Source organism: Microvirga subterranea, from assembly GCF_003350535.1.
Classification (GTDB): domain Bacteria; phylum Pseudomonadota; class Alphaproteobacteria; order Rhizobiales; family Beijerinckiaceae; genus Microvirga; species Microvirga subterranea.
On the sequence record NZ_QQBB01000034.1, the window covers coordinates 1 to 1,481 of the forward strand.

General features: G+C 59.6%; 1 protein-coding gene. It reads left to right on the plus strand.

The window, feature by feature from the left end:
* Nucleotides 1-483: 483 nt before the first annotated feature.
* Nucleotides 484-1,481, plus strand: a 998-nt coding sequence (locus tag DES45_RS24665; RefSeq protein ID WP_114773561.1) for an MCP four helix bundle domain-containing protein, incomplete at its 3' end; no start/stop codon positions are given.

Genomic DNA, 1,481 nt, shown 5'->3' on the forward strand with positions numbered 1-1,481 from the left:
AGGACACGCCCTCGCGGTCGAAGCTGGCCACATAGCCAGCCGTCACCATCTGCCGTTCATCAACGACAATGTACATCGATAAAGCCCCCCGGCTCAAATAGGTGATTTTTACGCAAGCACGCAAATTATGACGCAGTGTCGCCAGCGTGTTCGATAAGTGACGACTTTGCTTTTACTTATTCTTTAGATCGAGTGTGCTTGAGACCTCTGTGACCCTCTTCGAATCAGTAGGTACACAGCATAAATGCCGTTCGGGAGTCCGGCCGTCAATGGCCATCTCTCGCGCGCGGACTCGGCTTGTTTTCTTCCCGGCCGGTGTTGCAGCGGCGCCATACCGGGTGCGTCCGAACCTTTGGCAGGCGGTGAACTTCATAACATCAAAATACTTGCGAACTTTGCGGAAAGTGTCGGCACTTTAGCTATGCCTTAATGGGATTGCGCTTTGATCCCCTCAAACCAGAAAACAAGTGGTTGGGGGATTACATGCGGATTAGAGCGAAGATCTTTGCACTCATCGGAGCCATCAGTCTCGTCGTCGTCGTGATCTCGGCTGTCGGGATCAACTCGCTTCAGGTCTACAATGCGGCTCTGAACGACGTGAAGGCTGCTTCGACGCGCGCGCTCTACAGCGAACGCCTCAATCGCCTTGTCACTGCCGTGGTCATGGATGCACGGGGCGTCTACGCGGCAGCTGACACCAAGGACGCGAAGACCTATGCGGACAGTCTGATCGCTAGCCTGAAGAAGATCGACGAGCTGCTCAAGCAGTGGGCGCCGCTCGTTCCCGAAGCCGACAAGGCCGTGTTCGAACGGGTGGTGAAGGACGCCGAAGCATTCAAGATGTTCCGCACCGAGACGGCACGCCTCGGAACGGAAGTTTCGGTCGAGGCCGCCGCGAAGCAGGGCTTCAACGAGGCCAATCGCGCCAACCGCAAGGCGTTCCAAGAGAGCATCGATGCGCTCACAAAGCGCGGGAGCGAAGCCGCCGATGCTATCGAGGCTGCAACCCAGGCGATGCAGAATGAGCGGATGACGCTCCTGATTTGCCTCGCGCTCGGAGGCACCCTGGCCGCGCTCCTGATCGGCGGTTTCGTCGGTCATCGACAGATCGCCCGTCCGCTGCAGCTCGTCACCATCTCCATCCGCAAGCTCGCTGCCGGCGACTACGATCTCCCGCAGGTCAAAAAGACCCGCGACGAGATCGGCGAAATCTGGGGCGCCATGAGCACGTTCGCAGCCGCGATGGCAGAGGCCGAGGAGCTGCGCGCATCACAGTCGGACAACGAGAGACAGCAGGTTCTTCGCCGCAGGGAGGAGATGCAGGCCTTGGCCGAGCGCTTCGAGGGCTCCGTCGGACATCTCGTTCACCAACTCTCGTCGTCGGCATCTGAGTTGGAGGGGACTGCACGTTTGATGACGGGCGTTGCGGACCGGGCGCGGCAGCAATCGGTGGGGGTGGCGTCGGCGGCCGAGCAGACCTC